General features: G+C 63.6%; 20 protein-coding genes. 11 read left to right on the plus strand and 9 right to left on the minus strand.

Annotated features, from left to right (window positions below; translation table 11 throughout):
- Window positions 1-64: 64 nt before the first annotated feature.
- The 5 genes from serA to IVA88_RS17015 form a co-directional block, all read right to left on the minus strand.
- On the minus strand, window positions 65-1309 hold the full coding sequence (gene serA / locus IVA88_RS16995) for a phosphoglycerate dehydrogenase (protein WP_247498370.1): 1245 nt from the start codon (window positions 1307-1309) through the stop codon (window positions 65-67).
- A 98-nt stretch (window positions 1310-1407) separates the two neighbouring features.
- Window positions 1408-2640, minus strand: coding sequence for a rhodanese-like domain-containing protein (locus IVA88_RS17000; protein WP_247498371.1), 1233 nt, complete (start codon window positions 2638-2640; stop codon window positions 1408-1410).
- A gap of 74 nt (window positions 2641-2714) precedes the next feature.
- Window positions 2715-3896 carry a PepSY-associated TM helix domain-containing protein gene (locus IVA88_RS17005; RefSeq protein ID WP_247498372.1) on the minus strand — a complete coding sequence of 394 codons (1182 nt, stop codon included), beginning with the start codon at window positions 3894-3896 and terminating at the stop codon, window positions 2715-2717.
- 62 nt (window positions 3897-3958) lie between these two features.
- Window positions 3959-6283 carry a TonB-dependent siderophore receptor gene (locus tag IVA88_RS17010; protein WP_247498373.1) on the minus strand — a complete coding sequence of 775 codons (2325 nt, stop codon included), beginning with the start codon at window positions 6281-6283 and terminating at the stop codon, window positions 3959-3961.
- Between the two features lie 211 nt (window positions 6284-6494).
- Window positions 6495-7379 (minus strand): dihydrodipicolinate synthase family protein, encoded by an 885-nt coding sequence (locus IVA88_RS17015; protein WP_247498374.1) that lies wholly within the window; start codon window positions 7377-7379, stop codon window positions 6495-6497.
- Between the two features lie 177 nt (window positions 7380-7556).
- Between IVA88_RS17015 and IVA88_RS17020 the strand changes: the two genes are divergently transcribed.
- Both IVA88_RS17020 and IVA88_RS17025 read left to right on the plus strand, forming a co-directional pair.
- Window positions 7557-8969: an FAD-binding oxidoreductase gene (locus IVA88_RS17020; protein ID WP_247498375.1), complete on the plus strand. Its 1413-nt coding sequence runs from the start codon at window positions 7557-7559 to the stop codon at window positions 8967-8969.
- 8 nt (window positions 8970-8977) lie between these two features.
- Window positions 8978-9643 carry a GntR family transcriptional regulator gene (locus tag IVA88_RS17025; RefSeq protein WP_247498376.1) on the plus strand — a complete coding sequence of 222 codons (666 nt, stop codon included), beginning with the start codon at window positions 8978-8980 and terminating at the stop codon, window positions 9641-9643.
- Between the two features lie 9 nt (window positions 9644-9652).
- Here the strand turns inward: IVA88_RS17025 and IVA88_RS17030 are convergent, their stop codons facing one another.
- A complete protein-coding gene (locus tag IVA88_RS17030) occupies window positions 9653-9817 on the minus strand; it encodes a hypothetical protein (protein WP_247498377.1) in 165 nt (54 codons plus the stop codon).
- A gap of 215 nt (window positions 9818-10032) precedes the next feature.
- Window positions 10033-10221 (minus strand): hypothetical protein, encoded by a 189-nt coding sequence (locus IVA88_RS17035; RefSeq protein WP_247498378.1) that lies wholly within the window; start codon window positions 10219-10221, stop codon window positions 10033-10035.
- 153 nt (window positions 10222-10374) lie between these two features.
- Between IVA88_RS17035 and IVA88_RS17040 the strand changes: the two genes are divergently transcribed.
- Window positions 10375-12396, plus strand: a complete 2022-nt coding sequence (locus tag IVA88_RS17040; protein ID WP_247498379.1) for a YgiQ family radical SAM protein — start codon at window positions 10375-10377, stop codon at window positions 12394-12396.
- Between the two features lie 194 nt (window positions 12397-12590).
- Here IVA88_RS17040 and IVA88_RS17045 read toward each other — a convergent pair whose 3' ends face one another.
- Complete coding sequence (locus IVA88_RS17045) at window positions 12591-13838, minus strand: MFS transporter (RefSeq protein WP_247498380.1); 1248 nt, start codon at window positions 13836-13838, stop codon at window positions 12591-12593.
- A gap of 141 nt (window positions 13839-13979) precedes the next feature.
- Here IVA88_RS17045 and IVA88_RS17050 point away from each other — a divergent pair, with 141 nt between their 5' ends.
- The 7 genes from IVA88_RS17050 to IVA88_RS17080 all read left to right on the plus strand — a co-directional run bounded on the left by IVA88_RS17050 (window position 13980) and on the right by IVA88_RS17080 (window position 20163).
- Window positions 13980-14438, plus strand: a complete 459-nt coding sequence (locus tag IVA88_RS17050; protein WP_247498381.1) for an Rrf2 family transcriptional regulator — start codon at window positions 13980-13982, stop codon at window positions 14436-14438.
- Between the two features lie 26 nt (window positions 14439-14464).
- Window positions 14465-15148, plus strand: coding sequence for a class I SAM-dependent methyltransferase (locus IVA88_RS17055; protein ID WP_247498382.1), 684 nt, complete (start codon window positions 14465-14467; stop codon window positions 15146-15148).
- Between the two features lie 949 nt (window positions 15149-16097).
- Window positions 16098-16652, plus strand: coding sequence for a hypothetical protein (locus IVA88_RS17060; protein ID WP_247498383.1), 555 nt, complete (start codon window positions 16098-16100; stop codon window positions 16650-16652).
- A gap of 126 nt (window positions 16653-16778) precedes the next feature.
- Window positions 16779-17801, plus strand: coding sequence for an LLM class flavin-dependent oxidoreductase (locus IVA88_RS17065; RefSeq protein ID WP_247498384.1), 1023 nt, complete (start codon window positions 16779-16781; stop codon window positions 17799-17801).
- A 232-nt stretch (window positions 17802-18033) separates the two neighbouring features.
- Entirely contained in the window at window positions 18034-18831 is a 798-nt protein-coding gene (locus tag IVA88_RS17070; RefSeq protein WP_247498385.1) for a hypothetical protein, read from the plus strand.
- Between the two features lie 95 nt (window positions 18832-18926).
- The gene (locus IVA88_RS17075; protein WP_247498386.1) at window positions 18927-19742 is read left to right on the plus strand and encodes an FRG domain-containing protein; all 816 of its coding nucleotides are present in this window, start codon (window positions 18927-18929) and stop codon (window positions 19740-19742) included.
- Between the two features lie 73 nt (window positions 19743-19815).
- Window positions 19816-20163 carry a hypothetical protein gene (locus IVA88_RS17080; protein ID WP_247498387.1) on the plus strand — a complete coding sequence of 116 codons (348 nt, stop codon included), beginning with the start codon at window positions 19816-19818 and terminating at the stop codon, window positions 20161-20163.
- A gap of 373 nt (window positions 20164-20536) precedes the next feature.
- Here IVA88_RS17080 and IVA88_RS17085 read toward each other — a convergent pair whose 3' ends face one another.
- Window positions 20537-20695 (minus strand): hypothetical protein, encoded by a 159-nt coding sequence (locus tag IVA88_RS17085; protein WP_247498388.1) that lies wholly within the window; start codon window positions 20693-20695, stop codon window positions 20537-20539.
- A 439-nt stretch (window positions 20696-21134) separates the two neighbouring features.
- On the opposite strand from IVA88_RS17085, the gene IVA88_RS17090 reads away from it, so the two are divergent.
- Window positions 21135-23429, plus strand: a complete 2295-nt coding sequence (locus IVA88_RS17090; RefSeq protein ID WP_247498389.1) for an MHYT domain-containing protein — start codon at window positions 21135-21137, stop codon at window positions 23427-23429.
- The last annotated feature ends 145 nt before the right edge of the window (window positions 23430-23574 follow it).

Genomic DNA, 23574 nt, shown 5'->3' on the forward strand with positions numbered 1-23574 from the left:
TCGTGGTTCGATCCGTCAGGAGGCCGCATTCAAGGCGACCTCCGGCCGGCCGTCAACAACAGCTCTAGTGCTCGAACACCAGCCGCGCGCCGACGGTGCCCTCGAGGCTGCGGATCTGCTCCAGCAGCGCGCCTGAATCCTGACCGCCGAGGTCGGCGTCGAGCACGACGTAACCGAGATCGCCGGAGGTCTCCAGATATTGCGCGGCGATGTTGATATCGCGCTGGAGGAAGACCTCGTTGAGCCGGCGCAGCATGCCCGGCACGTTGCGATGGACGTGGCCGAAGCGCGCGCCGGAGGGGCGCAGATGCAGCTGGACCTCCGGAAAATTCACCGCCCCCGTGGTCGATCCCGTGATGAAAAAATCGACGAGCTTGCGCGCCACTTCGCCGCCGATGCGCTCCTGCGCCTCCTCGGTCGAGCCGCCGATATGCGGGGTTAGGATGACATTGCCGAGGCCCTGCACCGGGCTCTTGAAGCGATCGGAGTTCGAGGAAGGTTCGACCGGAAACACGTCGATGGCGGCACCCGCAAGATGGCCGTCGCGCAAGGCGCCCGCCAGCGCATCGAGATCGACGACGGTGCCGCGGCTGTTGTTGATCAGGAGGGAGCCCGGCTTCATCGCCCGCAGCTCCTTCTCGCCGATCATCCCGGCGGTCTCCGGCGTCTCCGGCACGTGCAGGCTGACGACGTCGCTCTGCGCCAGCAGCTCTTCCAGCTTCTCGACCGGCTCGGTGTTGCCGTGGCGCAGCTTGTCGGTGCGATCGAAATAGATCACGCGCATGCCGATCGCTTCGGCCAGCGTCGAGAGCTGCGAGCCGATATTGCCGTAGCCGATGATGCCGAGGGTGCGGCCGCGCACCTCGCGGCTGCCGGTCGCCGACTTGTCCCAGCCGCCCTCATGGGCCGATACCGAGCGCGGGAAGATGCGCCGCAGCAGCATCACGATCTCGCCGATCACGAGTTCGGCAACGCTGCGCGTGTTGGAGAACGGCGCGTTGAACACCGGAATGCCGCGCTTGCGCGCCGCCAGCAGATCGACCTGGTTGGTGCCGACGCTGAAGCAGCCGACGGCGAGAAGCTGGTCGGCCGCCTTCAGCACCTCATCGGTGATCTGGGTGCGCGAGCGGATGCCGAGCAGCGACACGCCCTTGAGTGCGCGCCGCAGGTCCTCGCCGTCGAGTGCCTTGGTCAGCCGTTCGACATTGGTGAAACCCGCAGCTCCGAACAGGTCCACGGCGCTGTCGTTGACGCCTTCGAGCAGCAGCGCCTTCGCGTTCCGCTCAGCGCTTTGGCCTGGGGCTGGCATGAAATCTCCGTGGTCACAGCTTTGCCGCAGCTCATAGACCGCGGGGGATGCGCGGCACAATAGGGTTCGGATACGGGGAGAAGATGGCGGGGCGGTCGTCAGATGACGTAAAACCCGTGCGTTCCGTCAAGACGCAATTGCTCGACGAGGCCGTATTCCCAGTCGAGATAGGCCTGCATCGCGCCTTCGGCGACGCCGGTGCCCTCATAGGGGCGGCGGTAGCGGTGGGCCGGGTCGGACTTGGGCAGGACGCGCGGCGGCCCGATGTCGAGCGCGCAATCATAGCCGCCTTCGCGCACATAGACCTCCCAGCCCATCTGCGCCAGCCAGGACGCCGTCATGTCGGCGCGGACGCTGTTGTCGTCGGTCAGCACAATGCGCGCGCCGCGCACTGGCGCTGCCATATCGGTTTCCTGGACGAGCTGGCCGCCAGGATAGTGGCGGAAGCCCGGGAGATGGCCGGCTGCATATTCCTCGGCGTCGCGCACGTCGAAGCGATAGAGCGTGCGATCGGTCTGCGCGAGAAGCGCAGCCATCTCGCTCACGCCGATATGGCGGACACCGGCGCGATAGGCGACGTCGCGCGCATTGGCCGGACCGCCTTCGAACGGCCCGATCGCACCGCGCCGGTCGGCACCGTGGTCGAGCGTGTGCCGTGCCAGCGTCCAGCCGATGGTGCCGTTGCGCAGCGCCCGGACCTTGTTGGGCACGCCGGCATTGATCAGCGATTGGGTGCCGATGATGGAGCGGGTGCGGCCGGCGCAATTGACGATGATGGTGGTGTCGGCATCCGGTGCCGCCTGCCCCGCCCGCAGCACCAGCTCCGCGCCGGGCACGCTGACCGAGCCCGGAATGTTCATGGTGGCATATTCGTCGAAGCGACGGACGTCGAGGATGGCGATGTTGGCTTTGTCCGCGATGAGTTTTGCCACCTCGTCGGCACTGAACGAGGGCGTGTGCCGGCGCGATTCGACCAGCTCGCCAAAGGCCTTGGAGTAGGAGTTGACGTCCTCGAACACCTGATAGCCCGCGTCGCGCCAGGCCTTCAGCCCGCCATCGAGCGCGCGGACGTTGGTATAGCCGAGCGCGGCGAGCCGCTCGGCACCTGCCGCGACCAGTCCCTCGCCGTCATCATAGAGCACGATCGGCACATTTTTGCGCGGCAGCCTGACCTCGGCTTCGATCGCAATCCGGTCGGCGGCCATATTGGCGGCGAACAGCGGATGTCCCGTCGCGAATCCAGCCTCGTGCCTGAGATCGAGCAGCGCGATCTCCTCGCGCAACAGCAGCGCGCGGCGGATATCGGCGGGGGTGACGGTCGGGAGCTTCATGGCACGAACCTTACGAAAACGGCCATGAGCTTTTGAACGATTGTCGAAGTCTTGGCTAGCCTTTCGGCAGCAGCTCACTCACCCGGAACAAGCTGCCCGAGCGGCGACTGCAGCGGCCGCCGCAGCTTTCGGCGCGACAGATAAAGCAAAATGCCGGTGACCGAGAACAGCGGCATCAGTGCGGCGGCAATCATGAACGCCAGCTTGCCGGGCCAGCCCAGAAACGCACCACGGTGGATGTCGAGCAAATTCGCGATGATCTTCTCGCCGAACGTCTTGTCGGCGTAGCGTTCCGCAGAAATCAACTGACCGGTAACGGCGTCGATACGGAATTCGTCGCGCGTGGTATCGAGCGTGGAATCCTTCCCCCACGACCGGATCCGTATCGCCGTGCCCGGGCCGGTCGGCAGGGTCAGCAAGGCTTTGGAAAAACGGCTGCCCTCCTCGCGCTGGAACGTCGTCCATGCATGATCGAATCCGATCGGCTGGGCCTGCTCGGCACGGCCCGGCGCGCGTAGCGCTTTCGGCTGCATCTTCGCCGTAGCGGCCTGCGGACGCGACAGCAGCCAGACGGCAGTGTCCTTGTACCAGTCGAACGAGTACCAGAGTCCCGTCAGCGTCATCACCAGATAGACCGGCAGGACCCAGGTGCCGATCACCGCATGCAGCGACCGGTACAGCCCGCGACCACTGAGCCCGAGATTCGGCTTCAACCACATCTTCACGCTGCCTGCACGCCGCGGCCAGCGCAGCACGAGGCCCGAGACCAGCATGACGATCAGGCCGAGCGCGGCCACGCCGGTGATCTGGCGTCCCAAGCCCTTGGCGTCGCCGGGAATGAGCAGCCAGCGGTGCAGCCGGCGCACGGTCGCGAAAAACTCCTCGCCGCGCGGCGAGCTCAGCATGCGCGCGTCATAGGGATCGACATAGAGCGAGGACGCTCGCGCGCCCTGCTCGTCGCGAGCGAAGCGGAGGCGCACCGCCGCGGACGGATCGCTCGACAGCGTGACGGCAGAGACCTTGCCGACGTCCTGCGCCGCCTTCAGGCGTGCGACCACTTCGTCCGGCATCAGTGCCGGCGTCGTTCGCGGCGCGATCTGCATAATGCCGGCGTTGAGATGATCGACGATCTCGTCCTCAAAACTCATGATCGCACCGGTCAATGCGATCAGAGCAAGCAGCAACGCGAGCACGAGGCCCGCGATGGAATGGACCTGAAGCAGAGCGGCCTTGAACGTGCGCCAGGACTCCCGCATCGGCGCCAGCCTTTTTGGTGCGGACGACCTGCAACTCGGCTTCCTCGCGCCGCGCGCCATGGCTAGAACTTCACCGTTGCCGACAAGGAAAAGCGTCGCGCGTCGCCGATCGCGACGTTTAAAGCGTTTCCGGTGGTGGACGTATAATAGACCTTGTCGAACAGGTTCTTGACGTTGAGCTGATAGGTCACCGGCGAATTGTCGACTTTAGTGTCGAAGGTCGCAAAGATGTCGGCGACGGTATAGGCCGGCATGAAGAACGTGTTGGCGGCGTCGCCCGGTCGGTCACCGACGTAGTGCGCGCCGCCGCCGAGCCGCAGACGGCCGGGGAGTGCGTCGCCGAAATCGTAGACGAGATAGAGCGAAGCCGTGTTCATGGCGGCGTTCAGCAGCTTGGCGTTGCCGACAACGGGATCGTTGATCAGCCGGGCATCGGTATACCCATAACTTCCGATCAGGCTCCATTGATCGGTCAGTTTGCCGGTCACGTCCAATTCGACGCCGCGCGACCGGGCCGCGCCGGAGGCCCGCGCCGCCGACTTGCCACCGCCGATGTCATCCAGCACCAGCACATTCTTCTTCTGGATGTCGTAGACGGCCAGGGTGCCCGACAGCCGCTTGTTGACATCGAACTTCAGACCGGTCTCCCATTGCGTTCCTTCTTCGGGCGCGATGGTGGAGTCGACGACAAAGCCGGTGGTGAACGCCGCGATGACCGAGGTCGGCTTCAGCGACTGCGTATAGCTCACATAATAGGAGAGCTGATCGTTCAGCTTGAAGACGACGCCGCCGAGCGGCAGCACCTTCTCGCCCGCCAAATTGGTGTTTGTGATGAAGTTGAGCCGGCCTTTTCCCGCGAGCTGTTCGTATTCCATCCAGCGTACGCCCCCGACCACCGACAGCCAGTTGGTCAGATGGAATGTGTCCTGGGCGAAGAAACCGCGGGTGCCGAGCTTGTCGGTCTGCTCGCTGTCCACTGGCGAAACGGTCGTGCCCGGCACGACCAGCCCGTAGACCGGGTTGTAGAAATTGAAGCTCGCCGTCGCCTGCCTGATCAAATCGTGGCGGTCGATCGTGCGATAGAGCGCCTCGCCTCCGAACAAGATCTCGTTGCGGAAGCCGCCGACCCAGACGTCACCCTGCAGATAGGAGGTGCCGTAGCTGGCGTTGCTCAGCGAGTTGCGGGTGCCGTCATTGCTGCGGGTCTCGACGCCGGTCGTGGCGTTGACGCCGGTGATGCGAAGCTGGTTGGCACTGAACGTCTCGGTGTTGTAGCTGTAGGCTGCCGTGACCTTCCAATTGTCGTCGAGCTTCTGCTCGACCGAGGCCTGCACCAGGTCGGAGGTGCCCCACATGTTATTGAAGGGCTCGTCGAGCCGGCGCGTCTTCGGGATCGCCAGCGGAGCGCCCTTGACGAAGGCAGTGCCGCGGTCGAACGGGTAGATGAATTCGCGGTGCTCGTAGGTGAGCTGGAGCGTCGTGGTGTCGCCGTACCAAGCCAGCGACGGGTTCACCAGCATTTCCCTGTGGCGGCCGAAATTGCGCCAATAGTCCTCACTGACACCATAACCGACGAAGCGATAGGCAAGGCCTTGGTCGCCGATCGGACCGGTGATGTCGAGCGTGCCGTCGGCGCCGCTGCGGCTGTTCGCATAGGTCGAGCCAAGCAGCGTGACCGAGCCGTGCTGGTAGAGCTCCGGCCGCTTGCTGATGGTGTTGACGATGCCGCCGGGATCCATGATCCCGTAGAGCAGCGAGGCCGGCCCCTTCAGCACCTCGACGCTTTCGACTGCGGGATTGAAGCTGCGACCCTGCACCAGCGGCATGCCGTTGCGCATGATCGACCCGTCGCGGTTGTCGCCGAAGCCGCGGCGGATGACTGCGTCCTGACTGCCGGCGAGCGTATTGGTCTGGGTGATGCCGGAGACGTTGATCAGCGCGTCGTCGATGTTGCGCGGCAGTTGGTCCTTCAGCACCTGCGCGGGCACGACATTGACGGCCTGCGAGGTGTCGAGCGGAGAGGCGCCGCTGCGCAGCGTCGTCGCGCTCGGCATCGCGCGGTAGCCGAGCTTTGCGGCTTGTTGCGCGGCGGCATCGGCCGCGGCGCGTTCCGATAGGGTCGGAGCCGCGGGGGTGGCATTGCGGCTGCGCTGACGCACGCCCGCTTGCGTCCGGCGTTGAGACGATTCCGATGCCCGGGCCGTTTTCGGCCGCTGCGCCGGCGCTTCCACCGTCACCGGCGGCAGTGCCGATTGCGCCTGCGCGCTCGTGGTGCTGGAGGGACACTCGGCGAGCAGCACGGCTGCTCCAATGAGAAGACCTGCACGGCTCTTGCCGGCATGAGTTCGACGGCCGCTGATGCGCTGGCCATCCAGATAGACACGCACGTTCGATTCACTTCCTGGTCAGACACAGCATTGAAGCTCGCGCGTCTAACAGCCGCTGTGCGTGAAGAGAACCGCAAGCGGACTTGAATCGCTCTAGTGTTGAATGGTTCTAGGCTCCGATCGCGCTATTCGGCAATCGTCGATTGATTTTGCACTCGGCGCGACACGCAGCGCGCGAATTCGCGGCAACGCGCCGCGGTTTTGCGCGATCTCACGCGATAGCGGGAACCGTCAGCTCGTCGAGCTTGCGCTTGAGCGCGGTACCGTCGGACAAGGCCCGGAGCGGCGGCCGCACGCGCAGCCAGCTTGCATCGGCCGTCTGCGCCGCGAGGATGGCTTTCAGCGTCGTGAGGAAGGATGGGGATTTCACCACGATGTCGACGGCGGCCTGCATGCGCGCTTCGACATCCTTGCCGTCGATCATTGCCTTGACCAGCTCCGGCGCGATGTTGGCCATGCCGCAGATGGTGCCGGCGCCGCCGGCGGCGATCGCGCGGGTGATGTCAACCTCGTTGCCGACGGTGATGGCGAGTTCGGGGGCGGCGGCACGGAATGCCTGGAACTGCTTGAAGTCGCCGCTGGAGTCTTTCAGTCCAGCGACCATCTTGCCGTAGCGCTTGCGCAGGTTCGCGGCGGCGCTGGTCGGGATCGCAACACCCGAGATCTGCGGGATATGATAGAGGTAGGCACGCAGGCGATCGTCGGCGACGCCGTCGAGGATCGCTGCAAACGCATCCTCGATGCCTTCGGGCGTGACGCTGCGGTCGAAGTAAGGCGGCAAGTACAGCACGTGGCGCAGGCCAAGACCGAGCACGGCGCGCGTCAGCGCGATGCCGTCGCTGATGGCCGGGAAGCCGCCGCCGATTCCAATTCGTTCCGCGGCGACGCCGGCCTTGAGCACGGCTTCGATGGTGGCGACGCGCTCGGTGACATTGAACGAGGTGCCCTCGCCGGTGGTGCCGAACAGCACGACACCGTCGACGCCCTTGCTGAAGAGCTGCTTGGCGTGGCCGGCGAGCTTGGCGGAATCCACGCTGCCATCGGGCGCAAGCGGCGTTGCCGACGCCACCCAGAACCCGCGAATTGCCTCCGTCATCACACCACCCATTGCTGCAGCCTCGGACCAAGCCTCTGATTCTCGGAAGACCTGAGGGGCTCGGCCAAGCCTTGTTTTTGCTTTACTTTTCGTCTTGTACCTTACATACAACAAAGACGCAAATGCTTTCCGCCGTCACGCCACAGGACAGGACGGTCGATCTTGAGGAGGTCTCGCATGGACATGGTGACCCCCGATGAACATCCCGACCAGATGCTCGGCGCCTTGCGCGACAGGCTCGGCGCGGCTGCCGTTCTTGTTGGCACCGACGTGCCCGCACGCAATTGCAACGACTGGAGCGCGAGCCTGCCGCAAACGCCGCGCGCGGTGATCCGCCCGGTCGACGCGCAAGGCGTTGCGGACGCGATTCTGACCTGCCGGCAGGCCCTTCTGCCGTTCGTGCCGCAGGGCGGATTGACCGGACTGTGCCGCGGCGCATCGCCTGAAGCGGGCTGGGTTGCGATCTCGCTGGAGCGCATGAGCGGCATCGAGGAGATCGATCATGCGTCGATGACGATGACGGTGAAATCAGGCACGCCGCTGGAGACCATCCAGAAGGCCGCCGACGAAGCCGGCTTCTTCTTTCCGCTCGACCTCGGCTCACGCGGCTCCTGCGCTATCGGCGGCAACCTCTCGACCAATGCCGGCGGCAACCGCGTGATCCGCTACGGCATGACACGCGAGCTGGTGCTCGGGCTCGAAGTCGTGCTGCCCGACGGCACCATCATCACCAGTCTCAACAAGCTGATGAAGAACAATGCCGGCTATGATCTGAAACATCTGTTCATCGGCTCGGAAGGCACGCTCGGCATCATCACCCGCGTGGTGCTCCGGCTTTTTCCAAAACCGCGATCGACCATGGCCGCGCTCTGCGCACTCGAGGATTATGCCGCTGTGATCGCGCTGCTCGGCGCCGCACGCAGCGGGCTCGGTCCGCTGCTATCGGCGTTCGAGGTGATGTGGCCGGACTATTGGGCCGTGATCACGACACGCGCCGGCGTCAAGCCGCCGGTCGCCGCCGGCCACGGCCTCTACGTGCTGGTCGAAGCCCAGGGCACCGACGAGAGCCTCGATGCACCGCGCTTCCAGAGCTGGCTCGAAGAGCTGATGGAGCGCGGGCTGCTCGCCGACGCCGCCGTGGCGCAATCGCTGGCGCAGACCCAAAGCTTCTGGCGCGTGCGCGACATCTGCGCCGAGTTCGGCCAGGTGCTGGGCCCGCACATCTCGTACGACATCGGCCTCGCCGTGGCGCGGATGGACGAGTTCGCGACGCGCTGCAAGGCCGCACTCGCTGATGGCATCGAGGGATGCGAGAGCGTCTATTACGGCCATATCGGCGACGGCAATCTGCATCTCGTCTCCTGGGTGAGCGGCCTTGCCGTCGAGCAGCAGCCGAAGGAGGAGATGGACACGATCATCTACGGTCTCGTGCGCGAGATGGGCGGCAGCGTCTCCGCCGAGCATGGCATCGGCACGCTGAAGAAGAAGTGGCTGGGTCATGCCCGCAGCGAGGCCGAGATCGCGCTGATGCGAACGCTGAAGGCCGCGCTGGATCCCGATCATCTGCTCAACCCCGGCAAGGTGATCTGAGAGAGCCGATGCGATCGCTGAAGCTCGATCCACCGAAATCGCTGTCGCAGCGCGTGATGCAGCGGCTGCGCCAGGCCATCATCGACGGCGAGTTCGCGCTCGGCGCCGCCATCTCCGAGGAGATGGTGGCCAACTCCTTCGGCGTCAGCCGCACGCCGGTGCGTGAGGCGATGGGCCAGTTGCAGGCGCAGGGGCTCGTCGTGATCCGCCCGCAGGTCGGCAGTTTCGTCTTTACACCAAGCGCGGAAGACATCACAGCGCTCTGCACGTTCAGGATCGCGCTCGAACCCAAGGCCGCCGAGCTCGCCTTCCACCATGATCGCGACGGTGCGATCACGACGATGAGCGAGGCGATCGCGGCGATGGAGCCGGCGATAACGGCGAGGGATAACATCGCCTATGGCCGCGCCGACGCCGCCTTTCACGAGGCGCTGTTCAGCCATTGCGGCAACCGCTATCTCGCCGAATCCTATCAGCTCGTCTCGGGCCGCGTCGCCGCACTGCGCACCAATTTGACTTCGCCGATCGACGTGCGCACCCGCACGTCCTTCGACGAGCATCGCAAGCTGCTCGATCTGTTCGCCGGCGGCGAGTTCGCGGCCTTCGCAAGCCTGATGACCACGCACGTCACCAATTCGGGCGTGGTTTACGCAAAAGCGTTGAAGATGGAGTGAGCGCTGCTACTACCGCGCGCCTTTCGTGCCGGGCCTGTCCAGGAAATCCAATGCGGTGTTGATCTGTTCGAGCTCGTGCTCGATTTTGTCGCGGTCCTCGGTCGACGGCGCCTTCTCGAGCTGCTCAACCAGCTTCTGCTTTCGGAGCAGCAACTTCTCTATAACTGTACTCACGGCTCCCCCATCCGCCACAGGCGAACATCGAGGCAATGTCAGGCCCCGGACGCGAGCGCGCGCCGGCCGGGCCCGGCGCAACCCTGCATCAGAATGCTCGCGAAGGCAGTTGGTTCCTGCGCGTGATCCAGCGCGTCAACGCGGAACTAGCGTTGCCGGATCGCCCCGACACCAGGAATCAGCTGCCGCGAGATGGTGGATCAGCTTCGGCGCGCTTAATGGATCGAGCTTATGCCCGCGAGCCGCACCGGTGCGACGTGGGTGCGGGTGACGGAAACCGAGAACAGCGCCAGCAGCGCGCAGAGCATGCAGAGCCGCAACCTTACCGTCCTGCGATCGGTGATCGGCAGGAACAGAAAAACAGCATCGCCAGGATCAGCAGCGCATCGACCAGAAACATGCATCTCTCCTCCAAACTGGGGAGAGGATGAAGCGGCGCAGCCGGCGGGTCTGTGGACAGCATCACACCTGATCGCGTACCCGCCGAGGCCGGGAACTAGATCTTTCACGTGCCGGTCGGTTGTATTCGCCGTCCCGGAGCCCTATGCGTAAGCGCCATGGACATCCAGATCATCGCCGCCGAAAAGCCCCTGATGGCGCAGGCGCGCCCGCGCAAGCCGGCGCCGTTCCTCCCGATGAGCCGCGCCGAGATGGATGCGCTCGGCTGGGACGCCTGCGACATCGTGCTGGTGACGGGCGATGCCTATGTCGACCATCCCAGTTTTGGCATGGCCATCATCGGCCGCCTGCTGGAGGCGCAGGGTTTTCGCGTCGGCATCATCTCCCAGCCGGACTGGCATTCGGCCGAGCCGTTCAAGGCGCTCGGCAAGCCAAAAGTGTTCTTCGGCGTCACGGGCGGCAACATGGACTCCATGGTGAACCGCTACACGGCGGACCGCCGGCTGCGCCATGACGATGCCTATACCGCGGGCGGCGAAGGCGGCAAGCGGCCGGACCGCTGCACCGTCGTCTACGCACAGCGTTGCCGCGAGGCGTTCAAGGGCGTCCCCGTCGTGCTCGGCGGCATCGAGGCCTCGCTGCGCCGGATCGCGCATTACGACTACTGGTCCGACAAGGTGCGCCGCTCGGTGCTGGCTGACGCCAAGGCCGACCTCTTGCTTTACGGCAATGCCGAACGCGCCGTCGTCGAGGTGGCCAATCGTCTTGCCGCCGGCGAGGCGCCGCGCGAGCTCGACGACATCAGGGGTGTCGCGCTGTTCCGCCGCGTGCCCGACGACTATGTCGAGCTGCACGCCGACGATCTCGACTCCGCCGACGAGGGCGCTTCGCGGACGAAAGGCCTGACGGTGATCCGGCTGCCGGCGCTGGAGCAGGTCGAGCAGGACAAGGAAGCCTATGCGCGCGCCTCACGCGTGCTGCACCGGGAGAGCAATCCCGGCAATGCGCGGCCGCTGGTGCAGCGTCATGGCGATCGCGATCTCTGGCTCAACCCGCCGCCGATCCCGCTGACCAGCGACGAGATGGATGCGGTCTACGATCTGCCGTATGCGCGCGCGCCGCATCCGTCCTATGGCGACGCCAAAATTCCTGCCTGGGACATGATCAAGTTCTCGGTGACGATCATGCGCGGCTGCTTTGGCGGCTGCACCTTCTGCTCGATCACCGAGCACGAGGGCCGCATCATCCAGAACCGCTCGGAAGGCTCGATCCTGCGCGAGATCGAGAAGATCCGCGACAAGACGCCCGGCTTCACCGGCGTGATCTCCGACATCGGCGGTCCCACCGCCAACATGTACCGGATGGCGTGCAAGGACCCGAAGGTCGAGGCGGCGTGCCGGCGGCCGTCCTGCGTCTTCCCCGAGATCTGTCCGAACCTCAACACCTCGCATGACGATCTGATCCGGCTCTATCGCAAGGTGCGCGAGACCAAGGGCATCAAGAAGGTGATGGTGGCCTCCGGCGTGCGCTACGACCTCGCGGTCGAGAGCCCCGAATACATCAAGGAGCTCGTCACCCATCACGTCGGCGGCTATCTGAAGATCGCGCCCGAGCATACCGAGCGCGGCCCGCTCGACAAGATGATGAAGCCCGGCATCGGCGCCTACAACCAGTTCAAGCGGATGTTTGATGCCGCCGCCGAACAGGCCGGCAAAAAATACTATCTGATCCCGTATTTCATCGCGGCGCATCCGGGCACGACCGACGAGGACATGATGAACCTCGCGCTCTGGCTCAAGAAGAACCGCTATCGCGCCGATCAGGTACAGACCTTCCTGCCCTCGCCGATGGCGACCGCCACCGCGATGTACCACACCGGCGTCAACCCGCTGCGCGGCGTGCGCCGCGGCGGCAGCGACAAGGTCGAGGCCATCAAGGGCCTGCGCCAGCGCCGGCTGCACAAGGCGTTTTTGCGCTATCACGACCCCGACAATTGGCCGGTGCTGCGCGAAGCGCTGAAAGAGATGGGTCGCGCCGATCTGATCGGCTCCCGCCCCGACCAACTCGTGCCCGCACACCAGCCACCCGGCACCGGCAAGGCCGCCGGCACGCGGCGACCGGTTCGTCCCGGCGACAAGACGCAGCGGTTCACGACCAAGGGCCTGCGGGTGATGAAGTAGCCACAATCGGGATGCGATCAGGTTCCGCCTGACGCTTTGGTGCCATCCAAAACAAAAACCTCGAAAACAACCCCATGCACAGTAGCCGGCATGAGCGGGATCAATGGCTTAGGCGTTTGCCGAAGGGCGTTGCGCCGTCGGGCAAAACAGGCGCAGGATGGCATGATCGGACGCATTGGCCATCGCGCGGTTGATCAGGCCGCATCGGCTCGGCGGCGCGATTGGCGCCCCGCCCAAAATGCGCAGATCGCCAGTCCCTGCACCAGCGCTGCGGCAACATAAAAGCCGGGCGTGGCGCCCGTGCCGGCCGGAAGCCATTCGCGGATCAAACCAAAGACCGCCGGCGCAAATGAATAGGCGCCTTGCGACATCGCAACGATCAGCGCGACCACACGCGGTACCTCTTCCGGAGCGAATTCGACCTGCGCAATCAGCGGCGGGAGGAACGTCCCGTTGCCGAACCCGAGGCCGAACAGGACAACACCGAGGATCAGCAGCGGAACGTTCGTTCCAGCCGCGGCGATGAAGATGATCGAGCCGGTGATTTGAACGGCGTAGCTGGCGCAGGCCACCAGCCGACGGTCGATGCTTCCAGGCATGAGCCAGCCCAGCAGCGTCCGGCCGGCGATCGCCATGAGGCCGATCAATCCCACCACCGGCCCGGTCCATTGCGCGCCGAGCGCAGGCAGCAGCAGCGAGAAGAGGTGGGCGGTCAGGCCGATCTGTGCAAACAGCCCGAGGCTCATGCCGGCCGCTAGCGTCAGGAATTTGCGGTCGCGCCAGAGTAACGATCCCGGCAGCGGTCGTGCGGCCTTCGCCGACACAGTCTCCGCGGCGAGGGCGCCGTCCGGCATCGATCCGGTCTGCTCCGGCGTGCGCGACAGCACGGTGCTCGCAAGTAGCCATACGACCACGATCAAGATCAGGCCGATGGCTGCTGCCGCAACGGCAAACCCAAGCACCGCAATGGCCGCCGCCCAGAGCGGCGAAAAGATGATCCCCCCGACATTTGCGCCGTTATAGGCGATAGCGAGTGCCGCGGGACGACGGCGGACGAACCAGGGCGACACGATGGCGTTGACCGCGGCCACGCCCATCGTCACCCAGCCTGCACCACTCAACAGCGTCGCACCGAACAATTGCCACGGCGTCGCTGCTATTGCCCATCCAAGGACGCCGACGGCGAGCGACAGCGCGCCGGCCTTCGTCACAGCCGGAATGCCGAAGCGCCGATAGAGCGTCGGCAGATTGGCTGTCACGATCGACCCCACCAGGAAGTGCACGGTGACGGCCGTCGATACCAGGGCCAGCGACCATCCGTGAGCTTCGCGAACGGCACTCAGGAAGATCGGCGGCCCATAGAAGCCGAACCCCAGGCCGAGAACGGCGAGACCAAAGGCCGCGGCGACAACGCGCCATCCATAGAACGTTCCGTTTCGCATCGTCGTCAGCCGCCTGAGCTTTGCGACGAGATTCTGCACAGACCTGCCGGCGTGCAGTTCGCTTCCGGTCGAAGCGTGAGATCGGAAGGTTCGCGCCGAAATCGGTTGACTTGAATGCGATCATGTAACATATAAAGTTACATGAAACGAGACAGTCGATTGTCCGGCGTGCTCCACGTCCTGCTGCACATGGCGCAGCAGCCGGGTCCGTTCACGTCCGAGACCCTGGCAAGGGCCATGGCTACGAACCCGGTGGTGATCCGGCGCATCATGGCGGGCCTTCGGGACCTCGGTTACGTCGGCTCCGAAAAGGGCCACGGCGGCGGCTGGACCCTGGCTTGCGACCTTTCGAAGGTGACGCTGCGCGACGTCTACGCCGCGCTCGGCAGTCCGTCGCTTCTGGCCATGGGAAACAGGACCGAGGCGCCGGGCTGCCTGGTCGAGCAGGCCGTCAATGCCGCGCTCGATCAGGCGTTCGGCGATGCGCAGGCGCTGCTGCTGTCGCGCTTTGGCGAGGTGACGCTGGCGATGCTGGGCGACGATCTGCGCAAGCGCGTCGGCTCCCGGAAGCTTCAGGGCATGAGCGCGCATGGGGCGTGATCGGCCCATTCAGCAAGGACGACATCATGGCCGACGTTCAGAACATGTTTTCCGATCCGCAAGCGGTGGCGAGATACACCGAAGGACCGCCGCGGTTCGTGCCTGGCTATAATGCCATGCTGTCCATGGCGGCGATCCTCCTGGCCGAGCGCGCGCGTGACGATGCACGGATCCTCGTCCTTGGAGCCGGCGGCGGCCTAGAGCTGAAGGCTTTCGCGCAAGCGCATCAGGGCTGGAGGTTCGACGGCGTCGACCCGTCCGCGGCCATGCTGGGTCTTGCGAGGCAAACCCTGGGATCGTTCGCGCCGCGCGCGCGCCTTCATCAAGGCTACATCGACGATGCTCCGGAAGGCCCGTTCGACGGCGCCACCTGCCTGTTGACGCTGCACTTCGTCGATGTCGCCGAGCGACGCCGTATCGCCTCGGAGATCCGCCGCCGGCTCAAGCCGCGCGCGCCTTTCGTGGTCGCGCATTTGAGCGCGCCGAATGGCGAAGAGGAACGCCCGCTGTGGCTCTCGCGGTACTCCGCGTACCTCGCCGCGTCCGGCGTCGAGCCGGATCAGGCGGCGGCCGCGCGGAACGCCGTCACCAACCATCTGGAAATTCTCACCCCCGCGCAGGACGAAGCAATTTTGCGGCAGGCCGGCTTCTCCGATCCGACTGTGTTCTATGCCGGCTTCACTTTCCGTGGCTGGGTCGCCTACGCCTGAGGCGTCACGGCTTCGTCAACACAGCCGGCATCAATGCGACGGCGGATGCGCGCTACGGGGCGTAGTCATAACCCGATAGCCGCAAAGTACGTGGTGTCCGTTCCGCTCGCGAAACCGGACATGGCCAGTTCGCCTTTGCGGTTCAGCAAGGGGCCAATTGCGTCGGTTTGGCCGTGAGGCGATGACTTCAGGGTTAACCGGATAAGCGGACGTGGTCAGCTCGGGCTGGCACGTCTCGAACGGGCCCACTAGCGGACCTTTCCTAAACCCACGCATGTGCCCTGTTGGTCGTATTAATGCTTCCTAGACGGGGCACAGGCAGTCTTTCAGAATGCTGGAATGGTTGGATCTGAGTGGAACTGGGCCATACTTGGCGCGCTTTCGGCGATGGCTCGACAAGATGCCAAACCGCAAGTTCTCTGAAGTTGGCGCGTTGGCCAAGTTGGGCCGCCTAGCGCTTATCCTGATCATCTTGTTTTTAACGGCCGCACCGGTGATCTGGTTCTTCACCAAGTAGCATTCGGCGGGACGGCATGCGTTTGAGCTACTCTCAATCACGCATTCGCAGGCGCTGGCGTAAAAAAAGAAACGACATCACGCCGTTCACAACAGAAAAACCGCAGATAACGACTACAGCGTATTCACCGGTAAGCCCCAGAAATATCACGACGAAGATGAAGCCGATTGCCCATACAGTGTTGACCATCATCCGTTTGAAGAGCGCTCCATAGGTTGGGACACCCGCGAACCACGGATCAGAAGCTGCTGTTGGCCAATCGGTCAGGGGGCGTCAGGCTTTCCCCAAATAGCAGACATGACGATCGCTCTCGTGATGTTCAGCTGAGGCTTCGCAGACCGACTTGTGTGACCTGATGCCGGTCTGCCCACACGTGAGCGCGAGCGTTTACGGCACCTGCAGGAACATCAACGACGTTAACCCTGTCGGCAAATGATTGCTCGCGCTTCGCGCAGCTGCCGACAAGCCGCCTCATTGCTGCGGAGAAGTTTGAGCGACACTGACCTAGGCCGGAGGCGTCCTATGCTGAGAATGGCGTTGTTGGGCCTCCTGATCCTCTTCAGCGTCGGAGTGCTGTCTGCAATGGAACTGAGCGCGCCGCCGCGTCGCGTCGTTGCGACCGTTCAGCCGCCTGCCGAGCAGAGCGCAAACATCTCTGCTTCGTATGACGCGTCGGCCAAGACCGATCGCTTTGCGGTTGCCGCTGCGAGCAGCGCGATGCCGACAGGGGCAGCTTCAGTCGAAAACCCCGGTGCTCCGCCAGACATCCATGTCCGCTCGCCCGCGCCGGAACCGATCGTCCGTCATCGGCCCGATCCGAAGACGATCGCGGCCGCCAAACCTCGCAAGCCGAAGCCAAAGCCAATCGTTGCCAAGCGGACCGCCGATGTTCAGCGCGCAAAGGCCGCCAGCGCGACCGAGCCGTGTCGGCTCAAGGCTTTCGGCGGCTTGCTCAAGGCTTTGAATTTGAGCCGCTGCGAAATCTGAAAACTCCACGAGCAGTCCAGGCCGGTGGCTGCTTCCTCCGGGAGGCGCTTACGGGTCCACGCCTGTCGCCATCTCTCCCTCGGTCGGCGTCTCGCAAACGCTTCCGATCGGCCATATGTTGCCTGAATGAAAAAAATCGGATTCCTCTCCTTCGGGCACTGGACGCCCTCGCCGCAATCGCAGACCCGCTCGGCGGCGGATACGCTGCTGCAATCCATCGAGCTTGCGGTCGCGGCAGAACAGCTCGGCGCGGATGGCGCCTATTTCCGCGTGCATCATTTCGCGCGGCAGCTTGCTTCACCCTTTCCGCTGCTCGCCGCCGTCGGCGCCAGGACCAGCAAGATCGAGATCGGCACGGCCGTGATCGACATGCGCTACGAGAACCCGCTCTACATGGCGGAGGACGCTAGTGCCGCCGATCTCATCGCGGGCGGGCGGCTGCAGCTCGGCATCAGCCGTGGCTCGCCCGAGCAGGTGATCGATGGCTGGCGCTATTTCGGCTACCAACCGGCCGACGGCGAGAGCGACGCCGACATGGGCCGGCGGCATGCCGAGGTCTTTCTCGACGTCTTGCGCGGCGAAGGGTTTGCAGAACCCAATCCGCAGCCGATGTTCCCGAATCCGCCGGGGCTGTTGCGGCTCGAGCCGCATTCGGAAGGCCTGCGCGAACGGATCTGGTGGGGCGCCGGCTCCAACGCGACGGCGGTCTGGGCCGCCAAGCACGGCATGCATCTGCAGAGCTCGACGCTCAAGAATGACGAGACCGGCGAAGCCTTCCATGTGCAGCAGGCCGCGCAGATCCGCAGCTATCGTGCCGCGTGGAAGGAGGCCGGCCACCGCCGCGAGCCCCGCGTGTCCGTCAGCCGCAGCATCTTCGCGCTGATCGACGATCGCGACCGCTCCTATTTTGGCGGCGACCGCGGAGGCGAGGACCAGATCGGCTTCATCGATCCGCGCACCCGGGCGATCTTCGGCCGCTCCTATGCCGCCGAGCCGGATGTGCTGATCGAGCAGCTCCGACAGGACCAGGCCATCGCGGAGGCCGATACGCTGCTGCTGACGATCCCGAACCAGCTGGGCGTGGATTACTGCGCGCACGCAATCGAGGCGATCCTCACGCACGTCGCGCCGGCGCTGGGATGGCGCTGAGGCAAACGGTGGATCACTAGTCGCGAGAAGCAGACACCCCGTAACGCCGTCTTTACGCTTGCGTCGATCAGCGGCTTCGCAGCTGCGAGCGACCGGCCGCTGGCCGGTGACGGGAATGCCTTTGCAGAGGCTTGCGAGGACATTCTCGTGCGATTGCCGTAACTCTCGGCTCATGCTATCCTTGGTTGTTATTTCTTTATCACCAAGCCTTTTATGCGCCGGGACGCAAGAGATGGGCCTAAGAACCATCGAAAAATTGGCAGCCGCGTTCTCGCTAGTCACCAGCGCAGTGTTGCTCATCCTTTGGATTGTGGACCCACTGAAGGAAACGATTATTCGCAAGATTGATGCTTCGTCCGAGATAAACGACTCGGAAAGCGAGCCTGCGGATGTGCACACACTCAAACTAGCGTCCGCCGAGCCGGACCCGACGTTAAAGATCATAAGAACCAATTTGGCGATCGAATATACAGAAAGGATTGCAAATGGCTCGGCGGCTCAGGTCACTGTAAGACTTTCTCAGGAGGAGCGCCTAAAATCTATCGCAGAGAAGCCAAAGCCCGATAGGGTGTTGCCCATCGATCGTTTAGCGTGGCCCATCAATCTCGCGCTAAACGTTCATGGAAAGTCGGAAGCTAAGTTACTCGCTAAGGGCGCACGCTTGCCGACGAAGCTTATCTGGGCCCCCACCATAGATCCCGGTCTTTCCGAAGTCGTCGCCATTCTGAGCGTGAAGCACGAAATCGCTGACAGCCCCAGGTTCGACAAAGCCGCTCGACAAAAGATTGCCTCGATCGATCAAACAGGCGTCAGTATAAATGAACACGAACCCGAGCTTGCTGAGGCGTCGGACGACATACGTCTGAAGATATCATTTACTCGATTTGGTATGCCCGGATGGCTTTGGGAATACGTCACCCTGGGAGGATCAATCGTAAGCTTTGTGATGGGGTGCGCATTTCTAACCAGCACGTTTTCGCGCATCTGGGCGCGAGCTTTCAGTCAATCAGCTTCTCCTAACCATAACTGAGCAACAATCGCGCAGGTCATCGCGCCGTGGGGAACAGTCCTTTGCGCTTGCCCTGCGGCTGACGTTGGCTAGAGCGCCGAATGCCGGAGCATCCCGTGAGCGAAAATGAACTTTCGTGGGAAGGATTCAAAGCGCAAGCTAAGACTCTGACCGAGAAGGCGCGTGAAGAGAACGGATCAGTTCTGTTCAGAGGTCACGCCTCTAGTGAATGGACCTTGGATACGACACTAGATCGATCCCGTCACAGTGACCTGGTCGCTCACCATTACGGGTTAATTCTTCGGGTAAAACCGGAAATCGAAGCCTACTCGGGACGACGATGGACTGAGGACGAGGAAATCAACTTCGCCGTCATCGAAGATTCGTGCACGCAATATGAGAGATTTTCTCTTCGCTTCTCGATGGGGTCGCTCCCGCACTACGCATATATGGCTCACCTGCGCCACCACGGATTTCCATCGCCCCTGCTTGATTGGAGCATGTCCCCGTTCATTGCTGCGTTCTTTGCTTTCCGCTCGTACACATCCACCGACCGTGTCGCGATTTTTGCTTATCGCGAGCGCGACAAGAGTGGGATGAAAGTTGGGGGAAGTGACTTACCAGCGATCCGCGTGTGTGGGCCATACGTATCAGGCCCGAAACGCCACTTCGCGCAGAGGTCACAGTACACTATCTGCACTATGTGGAACGATTCAGGACCGTATTTTTATGAACACAGTAACGTCTGCCGTCCGTTTGATCCCAAGAAGGAGTTTCAACAGGACATTATCTACAAATTCGAAATCGCCAGCACCGAGCGCGCAAGGGTTCTTCGGGAACTCAACGACTATGGCTTGAATGCTTACCAGCTCTTCGGATCGGAGGAGGGTTTATTGGAGAGCCTGTCATCTCGCGAGGAAGTTGGCACGTAGCCTCATGTCGCTCCCGGAATCGTCGCTGCACGTTCCCGTCGGGCCCTCGCTGCATCTCACATTGGAGCAGGCGATGAGTCGTCAGGTCGACGCCGCCGTTGACGCACTGGTGGCAGGAAACTTCGACATTGCACTGACGCTCGCCGGAGCCGCCGAGGGCATGATCGAGCGTGTCGGCTCGCATATGTTTGGCGAACTTAAGTCTGCGCCAAAGGCGTTGGAGCGCTTCGATAAGAAACAGTGGATCTCGATCCTGAATATGGAGCGCGATTGGCTCAAGCATGGTGGGGAGCCGACAATGGAAATCGCGTGTTCGTCGGCAGCCTTCATCGTCGCCCGAGCAGCGTCGAAGGTCGAGAATTGGACCCCAAAAATGGTCCAATTCAAGATCTGGCTACTGGCAAATCTCGATCGTTTATAGGCGTCCTTTGCGCTCGGTCGTAAGTCTCGGACCTTATTGCAACCAGCCGATGTTTAATTCCGGAAGCCACATGCGAGGAACATATCGGCTTCATCGACCCGCGGACACGGGCAATTTCGGTCGCAGCTATGCCTCCGAGTCGGATGGATCGAACAGCGCCGGCGGGACCATACCCTGGTGAGGCTGACACATTGCTCTTGACGGTACGCCCGTTGAACGCGGGCAACAGCGGCAAGACGGCATCCTCATAGGCGCGAAAGTCCGCGATACCCTCGGGCGGTATTCGGACGGTGAGCACCAGCGTTACCGGATCAGTCTGACGGGCCATCATCAAAATCCCGAGCCGAGCTCGTCGCGGTCTACTCGCGTGCTCTCAAAACAAGGCGGCGTTAACAGCCTGTCCGTAGATCATTGCCGCCACGAGCGAGAGCAGCAAGCCCGCGCCCGAGAAGATCACGATAACTTTCAGAGTTTCGACATCGAATTTGGTTCTCGTCGCGCGGGATATCGCCTTTGCCAGTGCAGCCATCATCGCCAGCTCCGAACAGGCCGCGCGGAGGCGCGGCTTGTTCCATGTAGCGTGATTGGGCGCGTTTGCGTGTGAAGCAGATTACAGGTGATCTTGCGTGCTGCGCCTCACACCGCCGGCCGAGCGTGCCTGGATCTTGCCATTCGTCGCGCACCACGCCCTTGCCGGCGTAGCTGCGCGTGACGATGCCCTCGCGTATGGCAGGCGGCCGCTCGTCATGCAACCTGGCGGGAACCAGCCGACTTGCTGCCACCTTTGCGGTGCAGCCTCGTGGCCGGTACTATCTCAACTGATTCTCGTCCGACGAGGGTACGGAGGCCGCGGCCGTCATTGGCGCGGTCCTGTCAGGCGGGAACGATCTTGGTGCCGAGGATGATTCGGCGTCATCGGGGGAGGACATTTTGCGCAAACGCGAACGTAAGTTCGGCTAGCGTCAGCCGAAATGCATCAGCATGCGGCTTTTCACGATCCCGTCCTGGTCGCGCTATCGATTCTGATCGCGGCACTCGCCTCCTATACGGCATTGGACTTGGCGACCCGAATGCGAGCTGCTTCGGGAAGGGCCCGCCGATCCTGGCTGGCAGCCGCTGCGATCGCCATGGGCGGCGGCATCTGGTCCATGCATTTCGTCGGCATGCTGGCCTTCAGCCTGCCTGGAATCCAGCTCTCGTACGATCCATTCCTGACTCTCCTCTCGCTTGTCATTCCGATTGTCGTCGCCGCGGCCGCCTTTGCCGTCGTCGGACGACGCCCACGGGCGCTCCTCGCATCCGGCTTCGCGATGGGACTTGGTATCTCCGGCATGCACTATACCGGCATGGCCGCGATGCGAATGGCGGCCGTCATGGAGTACGATCTCCGGTGGGTTGTGCTCTCGATCCTGATCGCGATCAGCGCCTCGATCGTGGCGCTCTGGCTCGCCTTTCGCAACACCAACGCGGTCCAGCGGCTGTTCGCGGGATTGGTGATGGGCCTTGCGATCTCCGGCATGCACTACGCCGCGATGGAAGGCGCCATGTTCCTGCCGACGAGCACGATGGCCCGGCAGACAGGACCTCTCGGCGTCGGTCAGGCGCCACTCGCGTTCCTGCTCGCCGGCATCACCATTGTGATCCTGAGCATCGGGATCGCGGCTGCCGTCTATGACAGGGCTTCCGCGGAGCGCGCCCAGCGCGAGGCCGACGCACTGAGGCGCAGCGAAGAACGCTTTCGGCTCCTTGTCGAAGGTATCGTCGACCACGCGATCTTCATGCTCGATCCGGACGGGCGCGTGGGCAACTGGAACCTCGGCGCGCACCGGCTGATGGGCTATGGCGATGACATCGTAGGGACGAGCTACACGATCTTTCATACCGAGGAAGATTGCGCGGCCGGGGCCCCGGCGCACGCGCTTGTTGAGGCCGAGCGGGAGGGGAAGGCGGCAATCGAAGGCTGGCGTGTCCGCAAGGACGGCAGCCGCTTCTGGGCGGAAGCAACGATCGTCGCGGTACGGAACGAGAGCGGCGCAATCGCCGGCTTTGCGAAGATCGTGCGCGACGTCAGCGAAAGGCGACGGGCGCAGGATGCGCTGGATCGGGCGCGCGAAGCACTGATGATGTCGCAGAAGATGGAAACCATCGGCCAGCTGACCGGCGGCGTGGCCCACGACTTCAACAACCTGCTCGCGGCCGTTCTCGGCAGCCTCGAACTTCTGAAGAAGCGCCTGCCGTCGGGCGACCCGAAGATCCAGCGCCTGGTGGACAACGCGATGCTGGGCGCGCAGCGGGGCGCCTCCCTGACCCAGCGTATGCTCGCTTTTGCGCGTAAACAGGATCTCAAGCCGGCGGTCGTCGATGTCCGCGAATTGGTGCACGGCATGGCCTCATTGTTGAAGTTCGAGGCCGGAATTCGTGTCGAGACGCTGTTTCCGATCGACCTGCCGAAGGTGAGGGTCGACGCGAACCAGCTCGAACTGGCTGTCCTCAACCTGGCGGTCAACGCGCGTGATGCGATGCCGGGTGGTGGCCTGATCACCATCGCCGCTCGCGGAGAGCGGGGCGATGGCGGCCTTGCGACAAGGGACTACGTTGCGCTCTCGGTGAGCGACACGGGCTGCGGCATGGATGACGAGACCCTAAAGCACGCGCAGGAGCCGTTCTTTACGACCAAGGGTGTCGGCAAGGGCACCGGGCTCGGCCTGTCAATGGTCCACGGACTTGCCGAGCAGTCCGGCGGCAAGCTCGCTTTGAGAAGCCTTCCCGGAGAGGGCACGACAGCCGAAATCTGGCTGCCGATGGCTGGGGAGACCGCGGCGCCAGATCCGCGCGCGGAAGCTCCGGCACCCGTACCGCGGGCCAGCCGGCAGCTTTCCGTGCTTGTCGTCGACGACGACCTCCTGGTGCTCGAGAACACGGCGGCGATGCTGGAGGATCTCGGGCACATCGTGGTCGAGGCGCGCTCGGGCGACGAGGCATTGGCTTTGCTCCGCCGCACGCGTACCGTCGACCTGGTTGTTACCGACTATGCCATGCCCGGGATGACCGGACTGCAGCTGGCCAGCGCTGTCGCCGCGGAGCGCCCCGGGACGGTCATCCTCCTGAGCACGGGGTACGCAGAGATTCCCAGCGACGCACCATCCAGCCTGCCGCGCCTGTCAAAGCCGTTCGACCAGGCCGCGTTGGCGAAGGCTATCGAGGCGGCGATGCGCGAAGACGATCCAACCGGATCCATCGTCGCCTTTCGGCCGAAGAGCGCGTGAAAGCCGAATGATGAATGGCGCCCACGGCCGGTGAAGATGGGCACCATTGCTTCGCGTGGCACTATGATGCTCCAACCTGCCATGCCCTCCAATCGGCAAGTTGCGATGCTCCGCGATCTTGCACACCGCGTCGAGGGACCACCTG

The sequence above is a fragment of the Bradyrhizobium sp. 149 genome (assembly GCF_023073915.1).
Classification (GTDB): Bacteria; Pseudomonadota; Alphaproteobacteria; order Rhizobiales; family Xanthobacteraceae; genus Bradyrhizobium.